Source organism: Amycolatopsis sp. NPDC051758 (genome assembly GCF_044453095.1).
Lineage (GTDB): Bacteria > Actinomycetota > Actinomycetes > Mycobacteriales > Pseudonocardiaceae > Amycolatopsis.
In genome coordinates, this window is sequence record NZ_JBITCJ010000007.1 from 194,784 (window position 1) to 214,969 (window position 20,186).

Genomic DNA, 20,186 nt, shown 5'->3' on the forward strand with positions numbered 1-20,186 from the left:
CCGTGCGCGCTTCCCGCCGGACCAGCGTCGGGAAAGACACCATGGGATACTTTCCTGCCATGCATCGAGTGGTGGCCCTGGTGCGGCCGGTGCAGTCGACGTTCGAGCTCGGCATCGCCGCCGAGGTCTTCGGCACCCCGCGGGCGGAAGTGCCGCAGCACTACGAGTTCGAGGTGTGCACGGAGACGCCCGGCCCGGTGGCGACGTCGGCCGGGTACGCGATGTCCGTGACGCGGGGGTTGTCGGCCCTGGCGTCCGCGGACACCGTGCTCATCCCGGGCTGGGCGCCGGTGGAGGCGCCGCTGTCGGCCCGCGTGCGCCGCGCGCTGCTGAAGGCGCACGCCCGGGGCACGCGGCTCGTCACGATCTGCTCCGGGGTGTTCGCGCTGGCCCGCACCGGCCTGCTGGACGGCCGCTCGGCCACCACCCACTGGGCTCGCGCCGAGCAGTTGCGACAAGAGTTCCCGCAGGTGCGCGTCGAGCCGGACGTGCTTTACGTGGACCACGGCGACGTCGCGACGAGCGCCGGGGCGGGCGCCGGTGTCGACCTGTGCCTGCACCTCGTCCGGCAGGACCACGGCGCCGCGTACGCCGCCCTGCTCGCGCGGCACATGGTGATGCCGCCACACCGCGAAGGCGGTCAGGCGCAGTACGCGCCACCCGCGCCGGACACCGACGAGCTGGACGGCCTACTCGAGTGGGCCGGCGCGCGCCTCGGGACGCCGTTGTCGGTGGACGACCTGGCCGCGCACCTGAACGTCTCGCCCCGCACGCTGGCCCGGCGTTTCGCCGACCGGCTGGGCACGAGCCCGGGCGCGTGGCTGCTGGCCCGCCGGGTGGCGGAGGCGCGCACCCTGCTGGAACGGACGGATCTGCCGGTCGAAGCCGTCGCCACCCGGGTCGGCCTCACCTCGGCGGTGAACCTGCGCCGGCGTTTCCGCGCCCGGGTGGGCACCACGCCGGGCGCCTACCGGCGGGCGTTCCGGAGCTAGCTAGACGTACTCCGAGATCTCGACGCCGTAGGTGCCCGGCTCGAGGGCCTCGAAGATGTGCGGGACGTCGCCGGGGTAGGAGATGTAGTCGCCGGGGTTCAGCACCTCGGGCGCTTCCAGCACGCCGATCCTGGCGCGGCCCGCGCACAGCACGATGTGCTCCATCACGCCGGTCATGTGCGGGTCGGACCGCCGCGGGGTGCCCGGCTCGGCACGGATCAGGTACATGTCCCGCCGCGCGGACGGAGGACAGGCCGACAGCAGCGTGCACGCGTAGTCGGCGTGCTCGGCGAACACCGTCGGGCCCTTGCCGGCCCGGATCACGCGGACCTTGGGCCGTTCCGGCTCGACCAGCCGGGAGAACGGCACGTCGAGCGCGACGCCGAGCGCCCACAGCGTCTCGACGCTGGGGTTGCCGGTGCCGGACTCGAGCTGCGACAGCGTCGACTTGGCCAGGCCCGCGCGGCGCGCGACCTCGGTCAGGGACAAGCCGGCGCGGGTGCGTTCCCGGCGCAGGGACGCCGCGATGATGTCCAGGGGCGCGCCGGTGGTTTCCTGCGACATGCCGTTCGCTCCATCGGTCTATCTGTTCGTCTTGACGAACACGGGTGCTTGTGTTCACCATAGAACACATGCGTTCGATTTGGCGAACACTCGATCGGGGCCTGGCCCGCGACATCGGCCTGGTCTGCCTCGCCGACTGCCTCGTGGGGGTGTCCTACGGCGCCATCGCGGTGAGCTCGGGCTTCCCGCTGTGGCTGCCCATGCTCATGTCGCTGCTGGTCTTCGCCGGCGCGTCGCAGTTCATGTTCATCGGGATCGTGGCCGCCGGCGGCAACCCGTTCGCCGCCGTGCTCGCCGGGCTGCTGGCCAACACGCGGCACCTGCCGTTCGGCTTCGCGATCGGTGACGTGCTGGGCAAGCGGTGGCCGGCCCGGCTGGCCGGCAGTCACCTGATGGTCGACGAGGCGGTGGCGTTCGCACTGGCCCAGCAGGAGATGCACCGGCGCCGGGCGGCGTACTGGGCCTGCGGGCTCGGCCTGTTCGCCTGCTGGAACGTGGGCGTGGTGGCCGGCGCCTTCGCCGGGTCGGCGATCAGCGACACCGACGTGTTCGGCCTGGACGCCGCGTTCCCCGCGGTGCTGCTGGCGCTGGTGCTGCCGTCCCTGCGTGACCGGGCCGTGCGCCTGCCGGTGCTGGCCGGGGTGGTCGTCGCGCTGGCGACGACCCCGTTCCTGCCCGCCGGGCTGCCGGTGCTGCTCGCCCTGGCCGGCGTGCTGGCCGGGGTCGCGGCGAAGGAACCGGAACCGGAGGAGGCCCGCTGATGGACGGCATGGAGCTGGTGATCGGCACGATCGTGCTGGCACTGGGGACGTTCGCCTTCCGGCTCGCCGGACCGATGCTGCGCAGCCGGGTGAAGCTGTCCCCGAAGGCGGAACGCCTGATGGCGCTGGCGGCGGTCGTGCTGCTCGCGGCGCTGGTCGCGGTCAGCGCGCTGACCGAGGGGCACGAGTTCGCCGGCTTCGCGCGGCCGGCGGGGGTGCTGGTGGCCGGGGTGCTGGCCTGGCGGAAGGCGCCGTTCGTGCTGGTGGTCGTGGCCGCCGCGGCGACGGCGGCGCTGTTGCGGCTGGCCGGCGTGCCCTGACCCGCGCTGTTGTCCGGTTGCCAGCGCCCCAAGGCGGCCTTGGTTGCGTCTCACGCACCCAAGGCGGCCTTCGGTGCGTCGGACGCACCGAAGGCCACATTGGGGCGCTCGGGCCGCTTGCCGCGGTCGTCCGGGAGCCGGGCTGACCTGCTGGTCCGTCTTCGACGCCGAGCGTCTAGGCTGGTGGGAAGGGTCTTTCGGGAGGTCGGGTGTCGTCGGAGCCGGTGATCGGTGTGCTCGCCATGCAGGGCGCCGTGCGGGAGCACGTCGCGATGCTGGAAGAAGCGGGCGCGCGGGCGAAGCCGGTTCGGCGCGCCACCGAGCTGTCCGAAGTGGACGGTCTGGTGCTGCCCGGTGGCGAGTCGACCACGATGTCGCGGCTGCTGGAGACCTTCGAGCTGCTGGAACCGCTGCGCGAGCGGATCGCGGGCGGGCTGCCGGCGTTCGGCTCGTGCGCCGGGATGATCCTGCTGGCGCGGCAGACCCTCGACGGGCGGCCGGACCAGCAGCAGCTCGGCGGGCTCGACGTGGTCGTCCGGCGCAACGCCTTCGGCCGGCAGGTCGACTCCTTCGAGGCGGACCTCGACTTCGCCGGGGTCGACGACGGCGGCGTGCACGCGGTCTTCATCCGGGCGCCGTGGGTCGAGAAGGCCGGTGACGGCGTCGAGGTGCTGGCCACGGTCAGCGGTGTGCCCGGAGTGCCGGACGAGGCCGCTAGGATCGTCGCGGTCCGGCAAGGGGCGGTGCTGGCGACCGCGTTCCACCCGGAACTGACGCCCGACGTGCGGGTGCACCGGCTGTTCGTCGGCCTCGTGCGACAGGCTGCCTGAAACGCGGTGCCCGGCCGGGGTACGGAACAGATGGAGGAGAGATGAGCGGCCACTCCAAGTGGGCCACCACGAAGCACAAGAAGGCCAACCTCGACGCGAAGCGCGGCAAGCTCTTCGCGCGGTTGATCAAGAACATCGAGGTGGCCGCGCGGACCGGCACCGGTGGTGGCGACCCGGATGGCAACCCCACGCTCTACGACGCCATCCAGAAGGCGAAGAAGAACTCGGTCCCGCAGGACAACATCGAGCGCGCCCGCAAGCGTGGTGCCGGTGAAGAGGCCGGTGGCGCCGACTGGCAGAACATCACGTACGAGGGCTACGGCCCCAACGGCGTGGCGGTGCTGATCGAGTGCCTGACCGACAACAAGAACCGCGCCGCGATGGAGGTCCGCACCGCGCTCACGCGCAACAACGGCTCCCTCGCCGACCCGGGCTCGGTCGCGTACATGTTCACCCGCAAGGGTGTCGTGATCATGCCGAAGGGTGACGCCTCGGAGGACGACGTCCTCATGGCGGTCCTCGACGCGGGCGCCGAAGAGGTCAACGACCTCGACGAGAGCTTCGAGATCGTCTCCGAGGGCGGCGACCTGGTCCCGGTGCGCAAGGCACTGCAGGAGGCCGGGTTCGAGTACGAGTCGGCCGAGCTGACGTTCCTCCCGTCGGTCAGCGTGCCCCTCGACGCCGACGGCGCGAAGAAGGTCTTCAAGCTGATCGACGCGCTCGAAGACTGCGACGACGTCCAGAACGTCTACGCGAACTTCGACGTTTCGGACGAGGTGCTCGCCGAAGTCGGCTGACGCCGGGTCGGATTCGCGCCGGAGGCCGCCGGGGGGAGAGGTTTCCCGTGGCGGCCTTCGCGTTGTCCGGCGACGGGCGGCGCGTGCGAGCGGGGTGTGCAGTTCGGCTGCGGAAAACGTCTACGCACTGTGTGGCCATCGACGTTTCGGACGAGGTGCTCGCCGAAGTCGGCTGACGCCGGGTCGGATTCGTGCCGGAGGCCGCCGGGGGGAGAGGTTCCCTGTGGCGGCCTTCGTGCTGTCCGGCGGCGGACGGCGCGTCCGAGTCGGGTGTGCAGTTCGGCTGCGGAAACGTCTACGCACTGTGTGGCCATCCACGTGTCGGACGAGGTGCTCGCCGAAGTCGGCTGACGCCGGGTCGGATTCGTGCCGGAGGCCGCCGGGGGGAGAGGTTTCCCGTGGCGGCCTTCGCGTTGTCCGGCGGCGGACGGTGCGTGCGAGCGGTGCGTGCGGTTCGGCTGTGGAAAGCGTCTACGCGCTGTGTGGCCATCCACGTGTCGGACGAGGTGCTCGCCGAAGTCGGCTGATTTCTCCTTGCCCCGCAACACTTCCAGGCCCGGGCCGGAAACTTTCCGGCCCGGGCACTGGGCGGGGGCGCGCCAGTCAGGCAGAATGTGCGCCGTGACCTCGACGACCCCCGCCGCTTCCGCCGACATCACCGCCGATCTGAGCGCGGACGAACTGCGTCTCATCGAATGGATCGAGACGCAGGCGAAGGAACGTGGGAACGCCGTCGTTTCGGTCGCCGGTGACGACCAGGGCGCCGGCTACTGCTTCACCGCCTGTGCGTGGGCGCTGCACGGCGTGCCCGAGGCGGTGGTCGTCGGCCTGCCGGAGCAGATGGGCCAGGTCCTGCTCGACGCCTACGTCGACCGCGCGGCCAACGGTGAGATCTTCGAGGTCGGCAAGCGCTACGACGACTTCTTCGAGGGCGTCCCGGTGGTCCTCGAGCGGGTCGCCAAGGGGCACTACCCGGAGTACTTCGGCACCGCGTTCCTCATCTACCCGGACGGCGACTTCCCGGCGCTGCAGCTGATCGTCGCCACGCCGGAGGGCCGGTTCCCGTGGCACCCGGACGCGCCCGAGGGCTTTGCCCGGTGGCAGCTGGTGCTCACCGAGAGCGGTGACCCGGAGAGCTGGACCCCCGGCGTCGACGGTCCCTAGAACTTCCGCAGGTCGGCGGCCGCTTCCGGATACCGCGCGGCCAGCTCCGAAGCCGGCGCGAACTCCACGCAGTCGTCGGTGTAGGGCGGCACGACGACGGTGCCGAGCAGGCTCCACTCCCCGCAGGTGACGGTGGCCTGCCAGGTCCCGGCGGGCACGACGACCTGGGGCCGCTCGCCGGCGGCGACGTCGGTGCCCAGCACGGGCCGCTCGACCGAGCCGTCCGGGTGCAGCAGCAGCATCGCGGCCGGCGCGCCCGCGTGGTGGGCGTACACCTCGACGCGGTCGAGCCGGTGCGGCGCGGAGGACTCGGGTGCGACGAGCAGGTAGTAGATCGCCGAGCCGGTGTCCGAACGCCAGCTCTGCGCCCACCGCCCGCCTTCGACGGGCAGGGGCTCGAGCCCCAGGTGGGTGACGAAATCCATGGGCTGCGGCATGTCTGCCATCCTGCCGCAGGCGCGCCCGCTAGCCTGCAAGCTCGAACTGGTGTTCGCGGCGGGAAGGAAAACGGGTGCGGGTGCTCGGGGTCGACCCCGGTCTGACCAGGTGCGGCCTGGGGGTGGTCGACGGCGGCAAGGGCCGGGCCGTCCGCTGTGTCGCCGTCGACGTCGTGCGGACACCGGCCGACGCCGATCTGGCGCACCGGCTGCTCGGCATCTCCGACGAGGTCGAACGGTGGATGGACAAGTACAAGCCGGCCGCGGTTGCGGTCGAGCGCGTCTTCGCCCAGCACAACGTCCGGACCGCGATGGGCACGGCCCAGGCCGGCGGGGTGGTCGCCCTGGCCGCCGCCCGCCGGGGACTGCCGGTCGTGTTCCACACGCCGAGCGAGGTCAAGGCCGCGGTCAGCGGGTCGGGCCGCGCCGACAAGGCGCAGGTCACGGCCATGGTGATGCGCCTGCTCAACCTCGAGGTCGCGCCGCACCCCGCCGACGCGGCGGACGCGCTCGCGCTCGCCATCTGCCACCTCTGGCGGGAGCCGATGCGCGCCCGGCTCGCCGAAGCCGAAGCCCGTGCGGCCGAGATGGCCCGCACGCACAAGGCCCGGCTGGCCGCGGCCGCGAAGGAAGCGAACACCGCCGCCAAGCAAGCCACGATGAACAAGACGAAGAAGCCTGGAGCAGCACGATGATCTCGTCGGTACGCGGGGAAGTCCTGTCGGTCGGCCTGGACCACGTGGTGGTCGAGGTCGGCGGGGTCGGCTTCGCCGTGCAGGCCACCCCCGCCACCCTCGCCACCCTTCGCCGCGGCGAAGAGGCCCGGCTGCACACTGCGCTGGTCGTGCGCGAGGACTCGCTGACGCTGTTCGGCTTCGCCGACGCCGACGCGCGGGAGCTGTTCGGGCTGCTGCAGACGGTGTCCGGGATCGGCCCGCGGCTCGCGCTGGCCACCCTCGCCGTCCTCGACCCCGACAAGCTGCGCGGCGCGCTGGTCGAAGGCAACATCACCGTGCTGACGTCGGTGCCCGGCATCGGCCGCAAGGGCGCCGAACGGCTCACCCTCGAACTGCGCGACAAGGTCACCGCGCTCGGCGGCACCGGGGACGCGCCCGCCGTGACCGCCCCCGGCGCGCTGCGCTCGGAGGTCGTCGAGGCGCTGGCCGGGCTCGGTTTCCCGGCCAAGCAGGCCGAGCAGGCCGTGGACAAGGTCATCGCCGACGGCGACGGCCACACGACGGCCAGCGTGCTGCGCGCCGCCCTGGCCACCCTCGGCCGGAAGCGGTAAGGCGCCTTGATGGACCATGAGGCCGTGACCGAGGACGAGGACGAAGCCCTCTCGGCGTGGGCCCAGACCGGCGAGGACACCGTCGAGGGCACGCTGCGGCCCCGGAAGCTCGACGAGTTCGTCGGCCAGCCGCGCGTGCGCGAGCAGCTGGAGCTGGTGCTGGAGAGCGCGCGGCGCCGCGGGGTGCCGCCCGACCACGTCCTGCTGTCCGGCCCGCCCGGGCTGGGCAAGACGTCGATGGCGATGATCGTCGCGGCCGAGCTGGGCGCGGCCATCCGGATCACCTCCGGCCCGGCGCTGGAACGCGCCGGCGACCTGGCCGCGATGCTGTCCAACCTCGCGCCCGGCGACGTCCTGTTCATCGACGAGATCCACCGGATCGCCCGCCCCGCCGAAGAGATGCTCTACCTGGCGATGGAGGACTTCCGGGTCGACGTCGTGGTCGGCAAGGGCCCGGGCGCCACCAGCATCCCGCTGGAGATCGCGCCGTTCACGCTGGTCGGGGCCACCACCCGGTCCGGCTCGCTGACCGGCCCGCTGCGCGACCGGTTCGGCTTCACCGGCCAGATGGAGTTCTACACCGACGCCGAGCTGGAGCTGGTCGTCCGGCGCGCCGCGACGATCCTCGACATCCCGATCGACCGTGACGGCTGCGCGGAGATCGCCGGCCGCTCGCGGGGCACACCCCGGATCGCGAACCGGCTGCTGCGGCGCGTCCGCGACTACGCCGAGGTCCGCGCCGACGGCAAGGTGACGGTGGCGGTCGCCCGCGCCGCGCTGGCCGTCTACGACGTCGACGAGCTGGGGCTCGACCGGCTCGACCGGGCCGTGCTCACCGCGCTGACCAGGTCGTTCGGCGGCGGGCCGGTCGGCATCTCGACGCTGGCCGTGGCCGTGGGGGAGGAGGCGACCACCGTGGAAGAGGTGTGTGAGCCCTACCTCGTGCGCGCCGGTATGCTCGCCCGCACCCCACGTGGCCGGGTCGCGACCGCGGCCGCGTGGGAACACCTCGGCATGGTGCCGCCCGCGGACCTCCCGGGGCGTCCCGACCAGGGCGGGTCGTCGCCGTTCGAGCAGGACTGAGCGGCCGGTCCCGGCGGGTGGGTGCTGGCGTCCGCGCTGGTACCTGGCACACTCGACAGGAGCACATACCCAAAAACCGGACATTTCGGCTGGGCCCGGAGTCCGTCGAACGGAGAATCATGCAACAGCTATTGCTGCCCCTGCTGCTCGTGCTCGTCCTCGCGGTGCCGCTGATCATGAGCTCGCGCAAGCAGAAGAAGCAGCAGGCCGCGCAGCAGGATCTGCAGAACAGCCTGGCGCCCGGTGACCGCGTGATGACCACCTCGGGTCTCTACGGCACCGTCGCCGACACCTCGGGCGACAACACGATCGACATCGAGATCGCGCCGGGTGTCGTCACGACCTGGCTGCGGCTCGCGGTCCGCGAGAAGGTCCAGCCGGTCGTCGAGACCGACGAGGACTCGGTCGACGAGGTGGAGGCTCCCGCCGAGGAGTCGATCATCGAGTCGAGCTCGGGCATCAAGAGCGACGACGAGCAGCCGACCACCGCGCAGGTGGCGCCGCCGCTGGAGCACGGCAAGAAGTAAGGCCCTCGCGGCAACCCCCTGGGCGGGGGCGGAAACCTCCGACGAAAGTCGGTATGGCCGCAACGCCGGGCTCACGCAGCACCGAGTAGTGTCTCGGTGCTGCGTGCGTGTCCGCCGTCATACCCGTGCCCGGGAGTGAATCGCACACAGTCCGGCCCGGTAACCCTCCGGGCGGGCACCAAAACGTTGGGGCAACCCAGTCCGAGGAGACCGAAGCACCGTGGCATCATCGGCCGGGCATCTCCGCCCGGGACGCTATCTCGCCTTCTTCGCCCTGATCGTGATCGTGCTGTACGGGCTGGTGTTCCTCACCGGCAACCACAAGCCGACCCCGAAGCTGGGCATCGACCTGCAAGGCGGCACCCGGGTCACGCTCACCGCCCGCACCCCGGACGGCGGCCAGCCCTCCCGGGAATCCCTGAACCAGGCGCGCCAGATCATCGAACGGCGCGTCAACGGGATCGGCGTCAGCGGTACCGAGGTCCTCCTCGACGGCAACAACGTCGTCATCACGGTCCCCGGCGAGCAGGGCGACCAGGCGAAGAACCTGGGCAAGACGGCGAAGCTGGGCTTCCGGAAGGTCGTCGCGAACGCGACGCAGCCGGTGGTGCCCCCGCAGACCACGCCGCCGCCGACGTCCGGCGCCCCGAGCAGCTCGGCCCCGCCCTCTTCGGGCGCGCCGACCTCTTCGGGCGCGCCGACGGCCAGCTCCAGTGCGCCGCCGTCGAGCCCGGCCGCCGGTGGTGGCGGCGCCCCCGCCGCCGCGCCCGCGCAGCAGCAGAGCACCACCCCGGCCCCGCCGAGCAGCAGCACCACGCCGCCCGCGTCGAGCCAGGCGCCGGCCCCCTCGGACGGCTCGGTCGACGACCAGACGGCCAAGGAGATCCAGGCCGCGAAGGCGCTGCGGCAGAACCCGCAGCTGATCGGCGCCGACGGCACCCCGAACCAGGAGCTCCTCGCCCAGGCGATGGCGTCGCTCACCTGCGCGCCGAACGCCAAGGACCCGCTCGAGGGCAACGACGACCCGAAGCTGCCGCTGGTCGCCTGCGGTGACAAGGACACGTACAAGTACCTGCTGGAGCCGGAGTTCCTGCCGGGCACCGAGATCGCGGACTCGACCTCGGGTTACGACCAGCAGCGCGGCCAGTGGGTGGTGAACCTCAGCTTCAAGAGCGAGGGCACCAAGATCTGGGCCGACTTCACGACGAAGAACCAGGGCCAGCAGGCCGCCTTCGTGCTGGACACGCAGGTCGTCTCCGCGCCGAACATCCAGGTCGCGATCGTCGACGGCAACACCCAGATCACGGGCAAGTTCACCCAGCCCGAGGCGAAGGACCTGTCGGACATCCTGAAGTACGGCTCGCTGCCGCTGTCGTTCGCCTCCTCGGACGCGACCACGGTGTCGGCCACGCTGGGGCTCGCCTCGCTGCAGGCGGGCCTGATCGCCGGTGGCATCGGCCTGCTGGTGGTCTTCATCTACTGCCTGTTCTACTACCGGCTCCTCGGCGTGCTCACCATCCTTTCGCTGGGGCTGTCCTTCTCGCTGGTGTTCGCGGTGCTGGTGCTGCTCGGGCGCTGGATCGGCTACACGCTGGACCTGGCGGGCATCGCCGGCCTGATCATCGCGATCGGTATCACGGCCGACTCGTTCGTGATTTATTTCGAACGGCTTAAAGACGAGATCCGGGAGGGCCGGACGTTCCGGTCCGCGGTGCCACGGGGCTGGACCCGGGCCCAGCGCACCATTCTGGCTTCGGACGCGGTGAGCTTCCTGGCCGCGGCGATCCTGTACATCATCGCGGTCGGCGACGTCCAGGGCTTCGCGTTCACCCTCGGCATGTCGACCGTGCTGGACCTGGTGATCGTCTACCTGGTCACGCACCCGCTGGTCGCGATCGCGTCCACGTCGAAGTCGAAGATCCTGTCCAACCCCAAGTACCTGGGCCTGGGCGCCGTGCAGCAAGTGGGTTCGCAGCGCAAGTCGACCAACGTCGGCCGCGCGAACGTGAAGGAGGCCTGACGTGGGCGTCGAGGAACTGGGCAGGGACGCCGACGGCGACACCAAGGTCGCGAAGCCCGGCAAGCGCGAGAGCGTCTTCCGCCGGCTCTACGTCGGCACGGGCGCGTTCGACGTCGTCGGCAAGCGCAGGCGCTGGTACATCTTCTTCGGCGTGCTGGTGCTGGCGTGCCTCGCGTCGATGGTCTTCCGCGGCTTCAACTACGGCATCGAGTTCGAGGGCGGCACGCAGATCCAGATGCCGGCCGCGGGCATCCACGGCGTGATCACCGAGGACCAGGCCAAGGAGTCGTTCCAGAAGGCTCTCGGCCACCCGGCCGCGGAGACCCAGAAGGTCGGCACGGGCGCCGCGGCGACCATCCAGATCCGCACCGAGACGCTGGACGCGGCCGAGGTCGGCAAGCTCAAGCAGACCCTGTTCCAGGACCTCGGTCCGAAGGGCGGCAACGGCCAGCCGAGCGTGGCGGCGATCAGCGACAGCGCGGTCAGCGCGTCCTGGGGCGGGGAGATCTCGCAAAAGGCGCTGATCGCCCTCATCGTGTTCCTCGTCGCGGTGGTCATCTTCCTGGCGATCTACTTCGACCTCCGGATGGCGTCGGCGGCACTGGTCTCGCTGCTGCACGACATCCTGGTGACGGCCGGTGTGTACTCGCTGGTCGGCTTCGAGGTCACGCCGGCGACGGTGATCGGTCTGCTGACCATTCTCGGGTTCTCGCTGTACGACACGGTGGTGGTGTTCGACAAGGTCCGCGAGAACACCCGCGGCCTGCTCGGGCTGACCCGCCGCACCTACGGCGAAGCCGCGAACCTGGCGCTGAACCAGACGCTGATGCGGTCGTTCAACACCGCGTTCATCGCGCTGCTGCCGATCCTCGGCCTGCTGATCGTCGGGTACGTGCTGCTCGGCTCGGGCACGCTGCAGGACCTGGCGCTCGTGCAGCTCACCGGCACGATCGTCGGCGTCCTGTCGTCGGTCGCGCTGGCGACGCCGCTGCTGGTCGACTTCAAGATGCGCGACCCGAAGTACCGGCAGCAGGCCGACCGCGTCCACCAGCGCCGGGCCAGCCAGGAGCGCAAGGCGGCCGGCGCGGAGGACTTCGACGCTTCGGACGACGACGCGCTGGCGAAGGAGCTGCGCAAGGAGAAGGCGTACGCGGCCGCGGCCAGCGTGCCGGCCCGGATCCAGAAGCAGCGTCCGTCGGGTAAACCGGCGGGCAAGCGGAAGCGCTGACGTGGACCTGGACGACGCACTCGGCCTGATCGCCGAGGTGCCGGACTTTCCCGAGCCCGGCGTGCTGTTTCGCGACCTCAGTCCGCTCTTCGCGGACGCGGGCGCGTTCAAAGCGGTGACCGACGCGCTGGCGGGCACCCTCGACGCAAAAGTCGAGGCGCTCGCCGGCGTGGAGGCCCGCGGGTTCCTCCTCGCCGCGGCCGTCGGGTACGCCCGCGGCCTCGGCGTGGTGCTGATCCGCAAGCCCGGCAAGCTGCCGCAGGTGGCGGGCCGGGTGGACTACGCGCTGGAGTACGGCACGGCGACGGTCGAGCTGCCGGTCGGCGTGGTCCGGCCCGGCCAGCGGATCGCGATCCTGGACGACGTGCTGGCCACGGGCGGCACGGTCGCGGCGACGGGCAAGCTCCTGGAAGACGCGGGAGCCGTGGTCGACAGCGTCTCGGTGGTGCTGGAGCTGGGTGCGCTGGGTGGCCGTGACGTGCTGGTGAACCGGAAGGTCCACGCGCTGCAGGTGTGCTGAGCCGGAACTCGCGTGAGCAGAGCCGTAACCAGCGTGATCAGGGCCGTAACTCGCGAGTTACGGCCCTGATCACGTGAGTTCCGGCCCCAATCACGTGAGTTCCGGCTTCGGGCCCGGCCGCCACGCCGACGAACGGGTGAACCCGCAGGTCCGGGCACCTCGATCACCCTGAACGGGCGCACCCGACGGGGCCCCGAGGCACAACGGCTACCCTGGTGGTTCGTAGGCCGCACGAGCAGCAGGAGGTGCGGGTGAGCCAGGAGCTCGACGCCGCGGTGCCCGCGAAAGAGGGCGCCCAGCAGAACGGGCAGGCGGCGGCACAGCCCGCGCCGCCGAAGCCGAACGGTGCGGCGCCGAACCCGTCCGCCACCCGACGGGTGCGCGCCCGCCTCGCCCGGCGGATCACCGCGCAGCGCGCCGCCCCGGTCAAGCAGGTCCTCGAGCCGCTCGCCGTCATCCACCGCGAGCTGCACCCGAACGCCGACCTGGGGCTGCTGCAGCGCGCCTACGACGTCGCCGAGGAGCTGCACCGCGAGCAGCGGCGCAAGTCCGGCGACCCCTACATCACCCACCCGCTCGCCGTCGCGACCATCCTCGCCGAGCTGGGCATGGACACCACGACGCTGGTCGCGGCGCTGCTGCACGACACCGTCGAGGACACCGGCTACGCCGTCGAAAGCCTGAAGGCCGACTTCGGCGAGAAGGTCGCCGAGCTGGTCGACGGCGTCACGAAGCTGGACAAGGTCAAGCTCGGCTCGTCCGCCGAGGCCGAGACCATCCGCAAGATGGTCATCGCGATGGCCAAGGACCCGCGGGTGCTGGTCATCAAGCTCGCCGACCGGCTGCACAACATGCGCACCATGCGCTTCCTGCCGCCCGAGAAGCAGGCCCGCAAGGCCCGCGAGACGCTCGAAGTCCTCGCCCCGCTCGCGCACCGGCTCGGCATGGCCACGGTGAAGTGGGAGCTGGAGGACCTCGCGTTCGCCATCCTGCAGCCGAAGAAGTACGACGAGATCGTGCGCCTGGTCGCCGACCGCGCGCCCTCGCGCGACATCTACCTGCGCTCGGTCATCACCGACCTGACTAGCAACCTCGTGTCGTCGCGGATCACCGCGAAGGTCGAGGGCCGGCCGAAGCACTACTACTCGATCCACCAGAAGATGATCGTCCGCGGCCGCGACCTGGACGACATCCACGACCTGGTCGGCGTGCGGATCCTGGTCGAGGACGTCCGCGACTGCTACGCGGCGATGGGCGTCGTCCACGCGCTGTGGCAGCCGGTGCCCGGCCGCTTCAAGGACTACATCGCGCAGCCGCGGTTCGGCGTCTACCAGTCGCTGCACACCACGGTGATCGGCCCGGACGGTAAGCCGCTCGAGGTGCAGATCCGCACCTACGAGATGCACCGCACCGCCGAGTACGGCATCGCCGCGCACTGGCGCTACAAGGAAACCAAGGGCACGCACAGCGGCAACGCCGTGGACGTCGACGAGATGGCGTGGATGCGCCAGCTCCTCGACTGGCAGCGTGAAGCGGCGGACCCGGGTGACTTCCTCGAGTCCCTGCGCTACGAGCTGGCCTCGCGCGAGATCTTCGTGTTCACGCCGAAGGGCGACGTGATCACGCTGCCGGTGGACTCGACGCCGGTCGACTTCGCCTACGCCGTGCACACCGAGGTCGGGCACCGCTGCATCGGCGCGCGGGTCAACGGCCGCCTGGTCGCGCTCGAGCGGAAGCTGGAAAACGGCGAGTCCATCGAGATCTTCACCTCGAAGGCGGAGAACGCCGGCCCGAGCCGCGACTGGCTGCAGTTCGCCGGGTCGCCGAAGGCACGCGCCAAGATCCGGCAGTGGTTTGCCAAGGAACGCCGCGACGAGGCGATCGAAGGCGGCAAGGAAGCCATCACCAAGGAGATCCGCAAGGTCGGCCTGCCGATCCAGCGGCTGGTCTCCGCGGAGTCGATGGGCGCGGTGGCCACCGAACTGCGCCACGCGGACATCTCGTCGCTGTACGCGGCGGTCGGGGAAGGTCACACCAGCGCGAAGCACGTCGTGCAGCGCCTGGTCGCCCTCATCGGCGGGGTCGACGCGGCGGAGGAGGAGCTCGCCGAGCGCGCGACACCGTCCACCGTCACCCGGCGCCGCGGTTCCAACGACGTCGGCGTGGTGGTCAAGGGCGCCAGCGACGTCTGGGCGAAGCTGGCCCGCTGCTGCACCCCGGTGCCGGGCGACGAGATCCTCGGTTTCGTGACCCGCGGCGGCGGTGTCTCGGTGCACCGGACCGACTGCACCAACGCCGGCGACCTGCAGTCCCAGCCCGAGCGGCTGGTCGAGGTCGAGTGGGCCCCGTCGGCGTCCTCGGTGTTCCTGGTGGCGATCCAGGTCGAGGCGCTCGACCGGCACCGGTTGCTTTCGGACGTGACGAAGGTGCTGGCCGACGAGAAGGTCAACATCCTGTCGGCGTCGGTGACGACGTCGCGAGACCGGGTCGCGGTCAGCCGCTTCTCGTTCGAAATGGGCGACCCGAAGCACCTCGGCCACGTCCTCAAGGTGGTCCGCGGCGTGGAAGGCGTTTACGACGTCTACCGCGTGACGTCGGCTTCCTAGAAAGAACTGTCGAACGACGATCCGGCGCATTCCCTTTATCAGAGGCCGTGCCGCCGGAGGATCGGGCCGACGCGGATCGCTTCGAGCCGCCAGAGCTGTTTCCGGAACCGCAGGACCACCCCGGCCGCCAAGGCGCTGCTGACCGTTGCCGCGCCCGCCGCGAGAAGCAGGCTGCCCTCGGTCGTCGACCACCACACCAGGCCGAGACCGGCGAGCACCGCCGCGGCCAGGAGTGCGGCGGCGAGGCGTCCGGGCTGCCAGACCCACCGGTCGCCGCCGGCCACCACGGCCAGCAGGGAACGGGCCCGCTGCTGGAGTTCCGCGTTGTCGACGCCCAGCTCCAGGATGCGCCGGCCGGCGTCGGCGCAGAGCCCGCGCTGCCGGCCGGTCGTCATCACCGGTGTTCCGTCGCGCGTCACGCTGCACGCTTCGACAGCGCGCCGATAAAGCACCACCGCCAATTCCCGGCGGGTTCCCGGATCGGCTTCGCCGTTGGTCATTAACCGTTCCAGCTCGGCGATCCGCTGCGAATCTTCTTCGAACAAGATCACTCCCGAAAATGCCGTCCCGCTTTTCGATGGTGCATGCTACGGTCTGCAAATTGCAGGTAAAGCAGAGGCTTCCGAAACGGGGGAGGAACACCGGTGCAGCTCGGTTCCGCGCGACTGGCGACGGTCGTCTTCGCGGCGAACCTCGCGGGGTGCGCCCTCGTGGGCACCGTCGGCACCGTGCTGAACCGCGCGCCGGAACCGGGGCCGCCGAGCGAACCCGCTCTCGCCTGGGGAACCACCACGACCCTCCCGCCGTCTTCGTCGCTGTTGCCGCCTTCCGAGACGCCGGCAACCGGCGAAGTGTTACCGGGCGGCCTGGACCGGGTGCGCGGGCCCGCCGGGCTCGAGACCGTTCTCCCGCGCGGCTGGCCGACGAAGACGCTGCCCGAACCGGGCAGCATGCAGGCGACCGATCCCGACGACCCCCGCCGGATCGTCAAGTTCGGCGGGGCGCCGCCGTCGGACGGCTCGGACATCCTGACCTACCACGAGCGCTACGCGCGGCAGATCGCCCAGCGCAGCGGCTACGTCCAATACGGCCTGCAGCCGACGACCCTGCGCGGGCACGACGCCGTCGACTGGGAGTTCGCCTGGGACGCGCCCGAAGGCCGGCGCCACGTCCGCGCCGTCTACTGGCGCAGCGGCGGGCTCGAATACTACGTCTACCTGCACGGACCCGAATCGAGCTGGCCGGCGACCGCCGAGCTGGCCGAGCGGATGCTCGACGCTTCGACACCCTGACCGGACCTTCCGCCCGATCTCCGAGGGAGCAGCATGTCCCCAGGCACGGCCGACGACACCACGCGTTACCTGTGCGCGGCGTCGTACCTCGACCCCGGTTACAGCAAGCGGGCGATCACCGAGTTCCTCGTCGAGCCCACCCGGCCGGTGCCGCCGTCGCCGGGGCTCGACGCGGGCCGCGTGCTCACCGAGGCGGTGCGGGCGCGGGCCCGCCGGAAGAACCACGACGGGCTGCTGGTGCTGCTCATGGTCGCCCTCATCGGGTTGTTGTGGGACAACCCGCTGCTCTACGGCTGGATCGTGCTCTCGGTGGTGCTCGTGGTCGCGCGGGCGGGGCAGCACGCGTACGCGTCGCAGCGGTCGTTCAGCCCGAAGACGGTGGCCATCCTCAGCATCGCCGTTGTGGTCGCCGTCCTGCTGCTCGGCTACTCGGACGAGATCTTCGACTCCGGGAGCCGGTACTCCTCGGACTACGACTACTACGACGACGGGGCCGAGGGCGGCGACACCGCCAGGTTGGTCGTCGGCATCGTGCTCGCCCTGATCGCGCTCGCGGCCGTGACCTACGAGCGCTGGTCCTTGTGGAACCTGCTGACGACGCGCTTCAAGCGCAACGCCCCGCCACCCAGGACGGACAGCGGCAGTCTCACCGGCTTGCTCACCGAAGACTTCCGCGAGCAGCTCGGCCGGTACCAGCGGGGTGACGAATTCGCCGGGATGCCCGGCGCGCCCCTGGTGGTGTACCGCGGGTACAACCCGTTCGTGGGAGCCGGGTTCCGGCGGGCCGCGTGGTCCATGGCGATCCCGCTGGAGCGGCTGGAGGACGACGAGATCGACCCGGCGACGCAGCGGGAGCTGACCACCGAGAGGCTGTACCAAGAGATCCGCGAGGCGATCGGGAACCTCCGCCGTTCGGGCTCGCTGTCGCCGGACCGGCGGCTGGGCGGGCTGACCGTGACCGAAGCGGTGTTCACCCCGGCCGCCGAGCTCGTCGACCACCTGGCGGAGCCGGAAGCCGCGGCCTACCTGCCGGACATCGAGCACCCGCCGCACACCCGGCTGACCGCGGCCGGGGTCGACCGGATCCGGATGGAGCCCAAGGAATGGGCGCGCTACTACCTGTGCTTCCAGGTCGAGACCTGGGACCGGGACCTGGTGCTCACGACGTTCCTGCACGTCGCGGTGGACGACACGACGTTGTACGTCGAGTGGACGCCGTTCATGCTGCCGCCGATCCGGAGCGACTACCGCGTGGTGGACAAGATGCGCCCGGACTCGCTGCGCCCGTTCGGCCAGGGGCTGCTGGCCTGGCTGGAGCTGCCGGCGAGCCTGCCGGGGCGGATCGCGAACCTCGCGTCGTGGATCCGGCAGCCGAAGCGGGAACCCGGCGTCCTCGACCCGGACCGTTACGGCGCCGCGAGCACCCTGCGCGAGCTCGCGGCGGTGAACCTGTTCACCGACTACTTCCAGCTCGTCGACATCGAACGGTACGAGAAGATCATCGAAAGCCGGCTCCTGCCGGCGATCGGCACCCTGCTCGGCGACGCCGGGTTCTCGACGGCGAAGTTCGACGAACAGGCGGCGGTCGTGATCAACAACGACATCACCATCGGCGGCGACAACCGCGCCCCGATCAACCAGACCGGGCAGCGTGGTGGGCGTCCGCGCCCGCTGCGGACGCCCGGTCGCTGACCCGGACGGAGGCCTGATGGGACACCGGATCACGAACAAGGTCAGCATCGGCGGCGACAACTCGGGCCGCATCACCCAGACCGGCATCGAAGGCGGCGGCGCCGAGGCCACCGTCTCGTCGCTGCTCGAGCTGGTCGAGCGGCTCTCGGCTTCGGTGCAGGGCAAGGAGCTGGCGAAGCAGGAGGTGCTGGAGGACACGCTGACCGACCTGGCGACCGACCTGCGCGCGGGGGACGCCGCCGAGCCGGCGGTGGTGCGCAGCCGCTGGGAGAAGGTCAAGGGCCTGCTGGGCGGGGTGGCGCAGTTCTCCGAGCTGGTGGCGAAGATCTCCGACCAGGTGCAGAAGATCTTCACCTGAGCGGCGGAAAATCCGTGCGCTACAGGACTTTCCGCAGCAGGGCGGTCACCTCGTCCGGCCGTTCCATCGACGGCAGGTGCCCGGTGTCCGGCAGCTCGACGAGTTCCGCGTTCGGCAGCGACTCCGCCAGGTGCGAAGACAGCTCCACCAGCCCGGGCGCGTCCGCCGTCCCGATCAGCACCAGGGCGGGCGCCGTGATCTCGGCCAGCCGGTGGCGGGTGTCCGGGATCCGCTCCGTCCACTGTGGAGCCGTCCAGTCGTGGCGGTACACCTGCTCGCACATTTCCCGCACCAGGGCGAGCATGCCGGCCGGCAGCACGGACACGTCACGCTCCGGACCGGCCACGAGGTAGCGGATGTTGGCGTCCGCGATGGCCCGGACGTCCGCCGGATCGACGTCGCCTTCCCGGGCGGCGTAGCGCGCCATCCGGTCGGCCGGGACGGCTTCGGCCGTCAGGCGCGCGATGTCGGCCTGCATGTGGTCCGGCCAGGTGTGCCCGGTGAGGCCGGAGCCGAGCAGCACGAGCCGGGTGACCCGCTCCGGCGCGGCGAGGGCGGCGTCCAGTGCGCACGCCCCGCCCATCGACGCCCCGACCAGCGCGGCCTGCTCGATCCCCCGGGCATCGAGCAGGGCCAGCAGGTCTTCGTAGTGGGCGTGCTCGCCGGGGCCGTCGGCCGTTTCGCCGAAGCCGCGGCGGTCGTAGCGGATCACCCGGTGGGTGGCGGCGAGCGTGGTGAACTGGGCGTCCCACATCCGGCGGTCGCCGATCGCGGCGTGCAGCAGGACCACCGCGGGCCCCTCGCCCGCTTCGTCGTAGCCGAACGCCGTCGCGCCCACCTCGATCATCGCCATGGGCCCCAAGCTAGCCCCGCGACCGCGTCACACACCCGGGGTTTCGCTCAGGGCGAGAAGCTAGGGTGCGGTTCATGACCGACGGATTCGACCTGACGCGCGACGGCGAAGTCGCCCGGCTCACGCTGAACCGGCCCGAGAAGATGAACGCGATCACCTACGGCATGTGGTCGGCGATCCCGGACGTCGTGGCCGAGGTGGAGGCCGACCCGGCGCTGAAGGTGCTGGTGATCGCGGGCGCCGGGAAGCACTTCTCCGCGGGCGCGGACATCAGCGAGTTCGGCGAGCTGCGCACCACGGCGGAAGGTGCGGCGAGCTACGACAAGGCGGTCGAGGGCGCGGTCGCCGCGTTGACCGCGATGCGAAAGCCGTCGGTCGCGATGATCCAGGGCAACTGCATCGGCGGCGGCTGCCAGGTGTCGGTCGCGTGCGACTTCCGGTTCGCCGCCGAGGGCGCGCGGTTCGGCATCACCCCGGCGAAGCTCGGCATCGTTTACCACTTCGACTCGACGCGTCAGCTCGTCTCCCTGGTCGGCCCGGCGCACGCCAAGTACTTCCTGCTGTCCGGCGAGCTGATCACCGCCGGCCGCGCGCGCGAAATCGGCTTGCTCAACGAGGTCTTCCCGGCCGAGGAGCTGGAGTCGTCGACGCTGGAGTTCGTGTCGACGCTGTGCTCGCGCTCGCAGGCGTCGATCCGCGGGATGAACCGCATCATCGAGAAGATCGTCGCCGGGCAGGAGACCCCGGACGCCGAGGTCGAGGAGATCCGGTCCGAAGCCCTGCACGGCGAGGACTACGCGGAGGGCGTCGCGTCCTTCCTCGAGCGGCGCCCGCCGCGTTTCACCTTCCGCTGA

The 20,186-nt window shown here is 71.1% G+C and carries 22 protein-coding genes; 18 read left to right on the forward strand and 4 right to left on the reverse strand.

Going from position 1 to position 20,186, the window contains the following annotated elements; translation table 11 throughout:
* Positions 1 to 59: 59 nt before the first annotated feature.
* Positions 60 to 992 carry a GlxA family transcriptional regulator gene (locus ACIA5G_RS31285; protein WP_395929646.1) on the forward strand — a complete coding sequence of 311 codons (933 nt, stop codon included), beginning with the start codon at positions 60 to 62 and terminating at the stop codon, positions 990 to 992.
* Here ACIA5G_RS31285 and ACIA5G_RS31290 read toward each other — a convergent pair whose 3' ends face one another.
* Positions 993 to 1,556, reverse strand: a complete 564-nt coding sequence (locus tag ACIA5G_RS31290; protein WP_395929648.1) for a helix-turn-helix domain-containing protein — start codon at positions 1,554 to 1,556, stop codon at positions 993 to 995.
* A 68-nt stretch (positions 1,557 to 1,624) separates the two neighbouring features.
* Between ACIA5G_RS31290 and ACIA5G_RS31295 the strand changes: the two genes are divergently transcribed.
* From ACIA5G_RS31295 to ACIA5G_RS31315, 5 genes are all read left to right on the forward strand, one after another.
* Positions 1,625 to 2,317 carry an AzlC family ABC transporter permease gene (locus tag ACIA5G_RS31295; protein WP_395929650.1) on the forward strand — a complete coding sequence of 231 codons (693 nt, stop codon included), beginning with the start codon at positions 1,625 to 1,627 and terminating at the stop codon, positions 2,315 to 2,317.
* On the forward strand, positions 2,317 to 2,637 hold the full coding sequence (locus tag ACIA5G_RS31300) for an AzlD domain-containing protein (protein WP_395929652.1): 321 nt from the start codon (positions 2,317 to 2,319) through the stop codon (positions 2,635 to 2,637). The genes ACIA5G_RS31295 and ACIA5G_RS31300 overlap by 1 nt, the downstream gene beginning before the upstream one ends.
* A gap of 209 nt (positions 2,638 to 2,846) precedes the next feature.
* Positions 2,847 to 3,467, forward strand: a complete 621-nt coding sequence (pdxT, locus tag ACIA5G_RS31305; RefSeq protein WP_395929654.1) for a pyridoxal 5'-phosphate synthase glutaminase subunit PdxT — start codon at positions 2,847 to 2,849, stop codon at positions 3,465 to 3,467.
* Between the two features lie 41 nt (positions 3,468 to 3,508).
* Positions 3,509 to 4,264, forward strand: coding sequence for a YebC/PmpR family DNA-binding transcriptional regulator (locus tag ACIA5G_RS31310; protein ID WP_155549612.1), 756 nt, complete (start codon positions 3,509 to 3,511; stop codon positions 4,262 to 4,264).
* 612 nt (positions 4,265 to 4,876) lie between these two features.
* Positions 4,877 to 5,428: a DUF4262 domain-containing protein gene (locus ACIA5G_RS31315; protein ID WP_395929657.1), complete on the forward strand. Its 552-nt coding sequence runs from the start codon at positions 4,877 to 4,879 to the stop codon at positions 5,426 to 5,428.
* On the opposite strand, the gene ACIA5G_RS31320 is transcribed toward ACIA5G_RS31315, so the two are convergent.
* A complete protein-coding gene (locus tag ACIA5G_RS31320; protein WP_395929659.1) occupies positions 5,425 to 5,865 on the reverse strand; it encodes a cupin domain-containing protein in 441 nt (146 codons plus the stop codon). The two genes, ACIA5G_RS31315 and ACIA5G_RS31320, sit on opposite strands and share 4 nt — an antisense overlap.
* Positions 5,866 to 5,939: 74 nt before the next feature.
* On the opposite strand from ACIA5G_RS31320, the gene ruvC reads away from it, so the two are divergent.
* The 8 genes from ruvC to ACIA5G_RS31360 all read left to right on the forward strand — a co-directional run bounded on the left by ruvC (position 5,940) and on the right by ACIA5G_RS31360 (position 15,137).
* Positions 5,940 to 6,560 (forward strand): crossover junction endodeoxyribonuclease RuvC, encoded by a 621-nt coding sequence (gene ruvC / locus ACIA5G_RS31325; RefSeq protein ID WP_395929661.1) that lies wholly within the window; start codon positions 5,940 to 5,942, stop codon positions 6,558 to 6,560.
* The gene (ruvA, locus tag ACIA5G_RS31330; RefSeq protein WP_395929663.1) at positions 6,557 to 7,153 is read left to right on the forward strand and encodes a Holliday junction branch migration protein RuvA; all 597 of its coding nucleotides are present in this window, start codon (positions 6,557 to 6,559) and stop codon (positions 7,151 to 7,153) included. Before ruvC ends, ruvA begins: the two co-directional genes overlap by 4 nt.
* 9 nt (positions 7,154 to 7,162) lie before the next feature.
* The gene (gene ruvB, locus ACIA5G_RS31335; RefSeq protein WP_395929665.1) at positions 7,163 to 8,236 is read left to right on the forward strand and encodes a Holliday junction branch migration DNA helicase RuvB; all 1,074 of its coding nucleotides are present in this window, start codon (positions 7,163 to 7,165) and stop codon (positions 8,234 to 8,236) included.
* Between the two features lie 119 nt (positions 8,237 to 8,355).
* A complete protein-coding gene (gene yajC / locus ACIA5G_RS31340) occupies positions 8,356 to 8,763 on the forward strand; it encodes a preprotein translocase subunit YajC (protein WP_395929667.1) in 408 nt (135 codons plus the stop codon).
* Positions 8,764 to 8,983: 220 nt separating this feature from the next.
* Complete coding sequence (gene secD / locus ACIA5G_RS31345) at positions 8,984 to 10,783, forward strand: protein translocase subunit SecD (RefSeq protein ID WP_395929669.1); 1,800 nt, start codon at positions 8,984 to 8,986, stop codon at positions 10,781 to 10,783.
* A 1-nt stretch (position 10,784) separates the two neighbouring features.
* Positions 10,785 to 12,011, forward strand: coding sequence for a protein translocase subunit SecF (gene secF, locus ACIA5G_RS31350; protein WP_395929671.1), 1,227 nt, complete (start codon positions 10,785 to 10,787; stop codon positions 12,009 to 12,011).
* A gap of 1 nt (position 12,012) precedes the next feature.
* A complete protein-coding gene (locus ACIA5G_RS31355) occupies positions 12,013 to 12,531 on the forward strand; it encodes an adenine phosphoribosyltransferase (protein ID WP_395929673.1) in 519 nt (172 codons plus the stop codon).
* Between the two features lie 251 nt (positions 12,532 to 12,782).
* Positions 12,783 to 15,137, forward strand: a complete 2,355-nt coding sequence (locus ACIA5G_RS31360; RefSeq protein WP_395929675.1) for a RelA/SpoT family protein — start codon at positions 12,783 to 12,785, stop codon at positions 15,135 to 15,137.
* Positions 15,138 to 15,175: 38 nt separating this feature from the next.
* Here the strand turns inward: ACIA5G_RS31360 and ACIA5G_RS31365 are convergent, their stop codons facing one another.
* Positions 15,176 to 15,682 carry a hypothetical protein gene (locus ACIA5G_RS31365; RefSeq protein ID WP_395929677.1) on the reverse strand — a complete coding sequence of 169 codons (507 nt, stop codon included), beginning with the start codon at positions 15,680 to 15,682 and terminating at the stop codon, positions 15,176 to 15,178.
* A gap of 99 nt (positions 15,683 to 15,781) precedes the next feature.
* Here ACIA5G_RS31365 and ACIA5G_RS31370 point away from each other — a divergent pair, with 99 nt between their 5' ends.
* Genes ACIA5G_RS31370 through ACIA5G_RS31380 form a run of 3 tightly spaced genes read left to right on the forward strand, consistent with a single transcriptional unit; the run spans position 15,782 to position 18,479 of the window.
* Positions 15,782 to 16,429, forward strand: coding sequence for a hypothetical protein (locus tag ACIA5G_RS31370; protein ID WP_395929679.1), 648 nt, complete (start codon positions 15,782 to 15,784; stop codon positions 16,427 to 16,429).
* 33 nt (positions 16,430 to 16,462) lie between these two features.
* Positions 16,463 to 18,121, forward strand: coding sequence for a hypothetical protein (locus ACIA5G_RS31375; protein ID WP_395929681.1), 1,659 nt, complete (start codon positions 16,463 to 16,465; stop codon positions 18,119 to 18,121).
* A 16-nt stretch (positions 18,122 to 18,137) separates the two neighbouring features.
* Positions 18,138 to 18,479 carry a hypothetical protein gene (locus ACIA5G_RS31380; RefSeq protein ID WP_395929684.1) on the forward strand — a complete coding sequence of 114 codons (342 nt, stop codon included), beginning with the start codon at positions 18,138 to 18,140 and terminating at the stop codon, positions 18,477 to 18,479.
* Between the two features lie 19 nt (positions 18,480 to 18,498).
* On the opposite strand, the gene ACIA5G_RS31385 is transcribed toward ACIA5G_RS31380, so the two are convergent.
* Positions 18,499 to 19,332 carry an alpha/beta fold hydrolase gene (locus ACIA5G_RS31385; protein WP_395929686.1) on the reverse strand — a complete coding sequence of 278 codons (834 nt, stop codon included), beginning with the start codon at positions 19,330 to 19,332 and terminating at the stop codon, positions 18,499 to 18,501.
* 74 nt (positions 19,333 to 19,406) lie between these two features.
* Between ACIA5G_RS31385 and ACIA5G_RS31390 the strand changes: the two genes are divergently transcribed.
* On the forward strand, positions 19,407 to 20,186 hold the full coding sequence (locus tag ACIA5G_RS31390; RefSeq protein ID WP_395929688.1) for an enoyl-CoA hydratase/isomerase family protein: 780 nt from the start codon (positions 19,407 to 19,409) through the stop codon (positions 20,184 to 20,186).

What these genes read in the sequence shown, in the direction of transcription:
- ACIA5G_RS31315 (WP_395929657.1), top strand. Translation starts at nt 4,877, where the DNA reads ATGTGCGCCGTGACCTCGACGACCCCCGCCGCTTCCGCCGACATCACC.
- ACIA5G_RS31380 (WP_395929684.1), top strand. Translation starts at nt 18,138, where the DNA reads ATGGGACACCGGATCACGAACAAGGTCAGCATCGGCGGCGACAACTCG.
- ACIA5G_RS31320 (WP_395929659.1), bottom strand. Translation starts at nt 5,865, where the DNA reads ATGCCGCAGCCCATGGATTTCGTCACCCACCTGGGGCTCGAGCCCCTG.
- ruvA (WP_395929663.1), top strand. Translation starts at nt 6,557, where the DNA reads ATGATCTCGTCGGTACGCGGGGAAGTCCTGTCGGTCGGCCTGGACCAC.
- ACIA5G_RS31375 (WP_395929681.1), top strand. Translation starts at nt 16,463, where the DNA reads ATGTCCCCAGGCACGGCCGACGACACCACGCGTTACCTGTGCGCGGCG.
- ACIA5G_RS31285 (WP_395929646.1), top strand. Translation starts at nt 60, where the DNA reads ATGCATCGAGTGGTGGCCCTGGTGCGGCCGGTGCAGTCGACGTTCGAG.
- ruvB (WP_395929665.1), top strand. Translation starts at nt 7,163, where the DNA reads ATGGACCATGAGGCCGTGACCGAGGACGAGGACGAAGCCCTCTCGGCG.
- ACIA5G_RS31290 (WP_395929648.1), bottom strand. Translation starts at nt 1,556, where the DNA reads ATGTCGCAGGAAACCACCGGCGCGCCCCTGGACATCATCGCGGCGTCC.
- ACIA5G_RS31385 (WP_395929686.1), bottom strand. Translation starts at nt 19,332, where the DNA reads ATGGCGATGATCGAGGTGGGCGCGACGGCGTTCGGCTACGACGAAGCG.
- ACIA5G_RS31295 (WP_395929650.1), top strand. Translation starts at nt 1,625, where the DNA reads ATGCGTTCGATTTGGCGAACACTCGATCGGGGCCTGGCCCGCGACATC.
- ACIA5G_RS31390 (WP_395929688.1), top strand. Translation starts at nt 19,407, where the DNA reads ATGACCGACGGATTCGACCTGACGCGCGACGGCGAAGTCGCCCGGCTC.
- ACIA5G_RS31300 (WP_395929652.1), top strand. Translation starts at nt 2,317, where the DNA reads ATGGACGGCATGGAGCTGGTGATCGGCACGATCGTGCTGGCACTGGGG.
- ACIA5G_RS31310 (WP_155549612.1), top strand. Translation starts at nt 3,509, where the DNA reads ATGAGCGGCCACTCCAAGTGGGCCACCACGAAGCACAAGAAGGCCAAC.
- yajC (WP_395929667.1), top strand. Translation starts at nt 8,356, where the DNA reads ATGCAACAGCTATTGCTGCCCCTGCTGCTCGTGCTCGTCCTCGCGGTG.